Here is a 6,122-nt window from a genome sequence, read left to right as displayed (position 1 = left end):
TGCACTTGAAATCCGAATCCAAGGTCGTCTGAAACCTTAACTCCAGGCTTTCAGACGACCTTTGCCATATCTGCAACCTCCCCCACTCTACTAAATGTAGCGGGCCGAAAATCCAAAAAAACGCCGCAGCGTGGATTTTACCCGCAACAACACAATACCGAATTGAAAAAGGTCGCCTGAAAAGTCGGAATATAGGTTTGAGGAAACTTGCTATATCCGTTTTCAGACGACCTTTTTACAAAGACAGTGCATTGCGCCGTCAAACTTTCGTGTAACGAGACAAACCCAAATCATCGCTGCCGATTTCGGTTTCCTTACCGCAGACTATATCGGCGGTCAGTTTGGCAGAGCCGAGCGACATGGTCCAACCCAAAGTCCCGTGTCCTGTGTTCAGAAACAAGTTTTCCAATGGTGTTTTGCCGATAAGCGGCGTGCTGTCGGGCGTCATCGGCCGTAACCCGCTCCAAAATTCCGCCTGCTGCAAATCTCCGCCGCCCGGGAAAAGGTCGTTGACGACCAATGCCAAAGTAGCACGGCGTTTTTCAGATAAATGCAATCCGTAACCTGACAACTCCGCCATACCGCCGACGCGGATGCGTTTGTCGAAGCGGGTGATGGCAACTTTGTATGTTTCATCAAGAACGGTGGAAACCGGTGCTTTTTCATCATGAACGACAGGGACGGTCAATGAATAGCCTTTTACCGGATAAATCGGCAAATCCCAGCCCAAATCCTCCAAAACCGTTCTGCTGAAACAGCCTAAGGCGCATACGAATGCGTCTGCCCCGAACTGTCCTTGATCGGTTTCAACGGCGGTAGCGCGGCATCGGTCGTGTAAGATGCGGCGGATGTGATGTCCGAATTCAAAACGCACGCCTTTCTGTATGCACAAATCGCGCAGTTTTCGGGTAAACAGACGGCAATCGCCGGTGGCATCGGCAGGAAGGTGCAATCCGCCTGCGATTTTAGGTAAAGCATGGTGTAGCGCGGGTTCGAATTCCAAACATTCTTCAGGTTTCAGACGACGTAGGGGAACGCCGTAACGTTCTAAAACGGCAATGTCTTTTTCAGCCGCGGCAACTTCTTTTTGCGTGCGGAAGATTTGCAAAGTCCCCTTGTTTCTACCCTCAAAATCAATGTTTTCCTGTTCTTTAAAAAGACGGAACATTTCACGGCTGTATTCCGAAATCCGAACCATCCTCTCTTTATTGATTTGATAACGCTCCGCCGTACAGTTGTCCAGCATTTGTTTGAGCCAGCAGATTTGAAACAGGCTTCCGTCGGGTTGAAAAATTAAGGGCGAGTGTTGCTTGAACATCCACTTCAAGGCCTTGAGCGGAATACCCGGAGCCGCCCAAGGCGTGGTGTAGCCGTAAGAGAGCTGCCCGGCATTGGCAAAGCTGGTTTCCATTGCCACATCGTCGGCGCGGTCGATGACGGTTACGTCATGCCCTTCGGAAGCCAAATACCATGCGGTTGAAACTCCGGCGATACCTGCGCCCAAAACAATCAGCTTCATATCTTCTCCTTAAAATTTAAATTATTTTTGATTATGAATGGCTAGTTTAGGATATTTTTATTAGAGATATTCACTTTATTTTTAATAATTTCGTATGTATTATCCCTATTTAATGACATTCAAAAGGAAAAGCATCATGAAAGAACTGGATAAAACCGATCTGAAAATTTTAAAATTTCTGCAACAAAACGCCCGGATACCGATGACGGAGCTGGCGGAGAAAGTGGGGCTTTCGACTACGCCTGTTACCGAGCGCGTCAAACGGCTGGAGCGCGATAATTTCATTACCGGCTATCACGCCCGCCTCAATCCGAATTTATTGGGCAAAGGATTGTTGATTTTTGTCGAATTGAAGCTGCGTTCGAAGTCAGGCAATATTTTTGAAGATTTTCGTCGGGAAGTCATGAGGATTCCGCAAATTTTGGAATGCCACTTGGTATCGGGCGAATACGATTATCTGATTAAAGTCCGCCTGCCCGATATGTCGGCCTATCGGGATATGTTGGGCAATATTTTACTGCACCTGCCTGCCGCGGCGGAAAGCCGAAGTTATGTGGTGATGGAGGAAGTAAAAGAAGAAACGGTATTGGATTTGGATTGAGTGTAGGACAGAAGCCAAGATTAGAATAATTACACTGGTAGATAGTAGATAGGGAAATATGAAATATTGTAACTTCTTTGCTTATATCATTAGATTGAAAGAAAAAAGCAAAAAAATGCACACATCAATAAGATGTGTGCCAAGTCTACAAAGGAGAAATAGAGGAGAAACTATTAACTGACTACTCGAACCAGCTAACGGGACGAATTATGCGCTTTAAGCGGAAGTAATGCAAGTTTTTTCTTGTAAAGTTTCTCTTTGATTGTTGTATTTTTGTATTTTGTAGTTATATTCCATGAAGTATAAATAAATTAGGAATAACCCTTTGGCAAAATCAGGCTCTTTCATTCAAAGGGAAAAGGCCGTCTGAAAACCCTTTCCCCTTAAAGGAGGGCGGTTTTCAGACGACCTTTTGCCTTAATCGTTCAAACCGGTTTTATTCTTCGTCGCCCGCATCGCTGATGCTGATGCTGTGTTCCATCCTGCTCGGGTGGACTTTCAAGCCGCCGCAGCCGGATTTCTCGGCGGACAGGCGGTCGAGGTAGGCTTGGTCGATGTCGCCGGTTTGATAGATGCCGTTGAAACAGGACGAATCGAAGGACTCGATTTTCGGATTGAGTGCTTTGACGACGGCTTCCAAATCGCTCAAATTTTGGAAAACGATGCCGTCCGCGCCGATTTCGGCGGCAATTTCCGCCGCGCTGCGCCCGTTGGCAATCAATTCTTCGCGCGTGGGCATATCGATGCCGTACACATTGGGATAGCGTACTTCGGGAGCGGCGGAGGCGATATAGACTTTGCGCGCGCCCGCTGCGCGTACCATTTCGACGATTTCGCGGCTGGTTGTCCCGCGCACGATGGAATCGTCCACCAGCAATACGCTTTTTCCTTCAAACTCGGTTTCCATCGGGCTGAGTTTTTGGCGCACGGATTTTTTGCGCGTCGCCTGACCGGGCATGATAAAGGTGCGGCCGATATAGCGGTTTTTAATCAAACCTTCGCGGTAAGGCTTTTTGAGGTGGACGGCAAGTTCCATCGCACTGGGGCGGCTGGTGTCGGGAATGGGCATCACAACGTCGATGTCGTCCACGGGCAGCTCGCGTTTGATTTTTTCCGCTAAGGACACGCCCATATCCAAACGCGATTGGTAAACCGATACGCCGTCGATTACGGAGTCGGGACGGGCAAAATAGACGTATTCGAAGAGGCAGGGGCTGAGTTTGGCGCGGTCACTGCATTGACGGGCAATCAGTGTGCCGTCAAAGCCGACGAATACTGCTTCGCCCGGCTGGATATCGCGTTCCAAATCGTAGGCAAGCGTATTGAAGGCAACGGATTCGGAGGCGACGGCATAGGATTTTCTGCCTGCCTCGTCGGTTTGCGAACCCAACACCAGCGGGCGGATGCCGTAAGGATCGCGGAAAGCGAGCATACCGTAGCCCGCAATCATGGCAACCACGCCGTATGCGCCGCGCACCAGGCGGTGGACTTCGGCAACGGCGTTGAAAATATTGTCGATATTGAGCCGGTGGGGATTGGCGTTTTTAGAGACTTCGCGGCGCAATTCGTGCGCGAATACGTTGAGCAAGACTTCGGAATCGGAGCTGGTGTTGACGTGGCGCAGGTGTTTGTTGCACACGTTTTCATACAGTTCGGCGGTGTTGGTGAGGTTGCCGTTGTGTGCCAAAACGATGCCGAAAGGCGAGCTGACGTAGAAAGGTTGCGCCTCCGCGCTGCTGCCCGCGTTGCCTGCCGTAGGATAACGGACATGGGCGATGCCCGCGTTGCCGATCAAATCGCGCATATTGCGTGTGCGGAACACTTCGCGCACCATGCCTTTGCCTTTGTGCATGTGAAACGTGCCGCCCTCGGCCGTTACAATGCCCGCCGCATCTTGCCCCCTGTGTTGCAACATCTGCAAACCGTCGTACAGAAGCTGGTTTACCGGCTCATGGCTGACCAAACCTAATACACCGCACATATCGTCTTCTCCGAATTCGAGGTTAACTTGGAAAGTAGAATTATAGAATAAATCGGACAAAGTTGCCCAAATTGTTGACAATATTTTCATGTCAACCCCAAAAATACGGAAACGTCGTCTGAACAAACGGCTGGAGTTTTTCAGACGACCTCTGCGGCAGACCATCCCTATTTCAATATACAATAGCAGCTCAAACCCCATTCCTACGACACCATGACCGCCAACCGCACCCTCATCATCACCGTCTTCATCGTCGCCAGTTGCGGCCTCGCCTACGAACTCATCATCGCCGCGTTGGCGAGCTATCTTTTGGGCGACAGCATTTTGCAGTTTTCCTCTGTCATCGGACTTTATCTTTTTTCGATGGGCATAGGCGCGCACCTGACCCGCTACATTAAAGACGAAGACGTGTTGCACCGCTTTATCGAAATCGAACTTCTGGTCGGCATCATCGGCGGCATTTCCGCGCTGGCATTGTTCGTCGCCTTCGGGCTTTCCGCCGCCCCGTTCCGCACCCTGCTCTACGCCTTCGTGCTGATTGTCGGCGCGGTCGTCGGCATGGAAATCCCGTTGGTGATGCGCGTGTTAAACCGCAAAGGCGCAGAGTTTAAAGAACTCGTTTCCAAAGTCCTGACCTTCGACTATTTGGGCGCACTCGCCGTTTCCTTGCTCTTCCCGCTTCTTCTCGCCCCCAAACTCGGCATGGCGCGTTCCGCCCTCTTATTCGGCATCCTCAACGCCGCCGTCGCCTACCTGACCGCACGCGTATTCAAAGCCGAACTGCCCCGCTACCGCGCCATCCGCCTGCGCGCGCTGATTGTCTTGTCCGTCCTCGCCGTTGCTTTCGCCTACGCCGACCGCATCTCCTTCAAAGCCGAACAAAGCTATTTCGGCGACCCCGTCGTCTATCAAAGCCACTCGCCCTACCAACGGCTCGTCGTTACCCGCTGGAAAGACGATACCCGCCTCTACATCAACGGCAACCTGCAATTCTCCTCGCGCGACGAAGCCCGTTACCACGAAGCCCTCGTCCTGCCCGCCATGCAGATGGTTTCCGACGCCTCCCGCATCCTCATCCTCGGCGGCGGCGACGGGCTGGCGGCGCGCGAAGTCTTGAAATACCCGCAGGTCAAACACGTTACCCTGGTCGATTTAGACCCCGACATGACCGCCACTTTTAAAACCTCCGCCACCTTAAGCGCGCTCAACCAAGGCTCGCTGTCCCATCCCAAAATGCACGTCGTCAACGACGATGCCGCCAAATGGCTGGAGGGATCATCTGAAAAATTCGACGTCATCATCATCGACCTGCCCGACCCGTCCAATTTCTCACTGGGCAAACTCTACTCCGTCCCCATGTACCGCCTCGTCGCCCGCCATCTTCAGCCGCAGGGCAAAATCGTCGTCCAGTCCACCTCGCCCTACTTCGCCCCCAACGCCTACTGGTCGGTCGTCGCCACCCTCGAAGCCGCCGGTCTTTCTACCGCGCCTTACCACGTTTACGTCCCCTCCTTCGGCGAATGGGGATTTGTATTGGCAGGCTTCGATAAGCAATTCCCTGTCCCGCAGAAATTCGACGTCCCTACGCGTTATCTGAACGCCCAAACCGCCGCCGAAATGTTCCGCTTCCCGCCCGACATGGCAAGGCGCAAGGTCGAGCCGAACTATCTGAACAACCAAATCCTCGTCAGCTATTTCGAAAGCGACTGGCGCAACGTAACTCGTTGAGCCGCTTCCCCAAAACAAAGGTCGTCTGAAAACCAAGTATTTCTGTTTTTCAGGCGACCTTTCGACTACCGGCTTTCAACTCTTCCTCTTATTTTTTTTCGAGTTTGCTAACCCAAAGTCAGGCTATAGCTAGATTACTTTTCTCCGATACGCAATTTACCTTACCGGTTATCGTCATTCCTGAGCAGGCGGCAATCCATTTTTGAAATTCAGAAACTGTTTTTCAAACCAAGGTTTCTCAAGTTTTACGATGGACTCCCGCCTGCACGGGAATGACAGAATTTGATGATATG

General features: G+C 51.4%; 4 protein-coding genes. 2 read left to right on the top strand and 2 right to left on the bottom strand.

Annotation, left to right across the window (positions count from 1 at the left end; all coding sequences use genetic code 11):
• Nucleotides 1–259 precede the first annotated feature (259 nt).
• Nucleotides 260–1,519 carry a D-amino acid dehydrogenase gene (locus HMPREF2954_RS05970; protein WP_003744261.1) on the bottom strand — a complete coding sequence of 420 codons (1,260 nt, stop codon included), beginning with the start codon at nucleotides 1,517–1,519 and terminating at the stop codon, nucleotides 260–262.
• Between the two features lie 136 nt (nucleotides 1,520–1,655).
• Here HMPREF2954_RS05970 and HMPREF2954_RS05965 point away from each other — a divergent pair, with 136 nt between their 5' ends.
• The gene (locus tag HMPREF2954_RS05965; RefSeq protein ID WP_080613830.1) at nucleotides 1,656–2,120 is read left to right on the top strand and encodes a winged helix-turn-helix transcriptional regulator; all 465 of its coding nucleotides are present in this window, start codon (nucleotides 1,656–1,658) and stop codon (nucleotides 2,118–2,120) included.
• Between the two features lie 436 nt (nucleotides 2,121–2,556).
• Here the strand turns inward: HMPREF2954_RS05965 and purF are convergent, their stop codons facing one another.
• Complete coding sequence (gene purF / locus HMPREF2954_RS05960) at nucleotides 2,557–4,101, bottom strand: amidophosphoribosyltransferase (RefSeq protein WP_045072491.1); 1,545 nt, start codon at nucleotides 4,099–4,101, stop codon at nucleotides 2,557–2,559.
• Nucleotides 4,102–4,314: 213 nt separating this feature from the next.
• Between purF and HMPREF2954_RS05955 the strand changes: the two genes are divergently transcribed.
• Entirely contained in the window at nucleotides 4,315–5,829 is a 1,515-nt protein-coding gene (locus HMPREF2954_RS05955; protein ID WP_045072392.1) for a polyamine aminopropyltransferase, read from the top strand.
• The last annotated feature ends 293 nt before the right edge of the window (nucleotides 5,830–6,122 follow it).

Origin of the sequence: Neisseria sp. HMSC067H09 (genome assembly GCF_001814135.1) — a bacterium.
GTDB lineage: Bacteria > Pseudomonadota > Gammaproteobacteria > Burkholderiales > Neisseriaceae > Neisseria.
This window is presented reverse-complemented; position numbering and strand designations above follow the sequence as displayed.

Coding starts and splice junctions, on each gene's coding strand:
- HMPREF2954_RS05970 (WP_003744261.1), bottom strand. CDS start 1,519: ATGAAGCTGATTGTTTTGGGCGCAGGTATCGCCGGAGTTTCAACCGCA.
- HMPREF2954_RS05965 (WP_080613830.1), top strand. CDS start 1,656: ATGAAAGAACTGGATAAAACCGATCTGAAAATTTTAAAATTTCTGCAA.
- purF (WP_045072491.1), bottom strand. CDS start 4,101: ATGTGCGGTGTATTAGGTTTGGTCAGCCATGAGCCGGTAAACCAGCTT.
- HMPREF2954_RS05955 (WP_045072392.1), top strand. CDS start 4,315: ATGACCGCCAACCGCACCCTCATCATCACCGTCTTCATCGTCGCCAGT.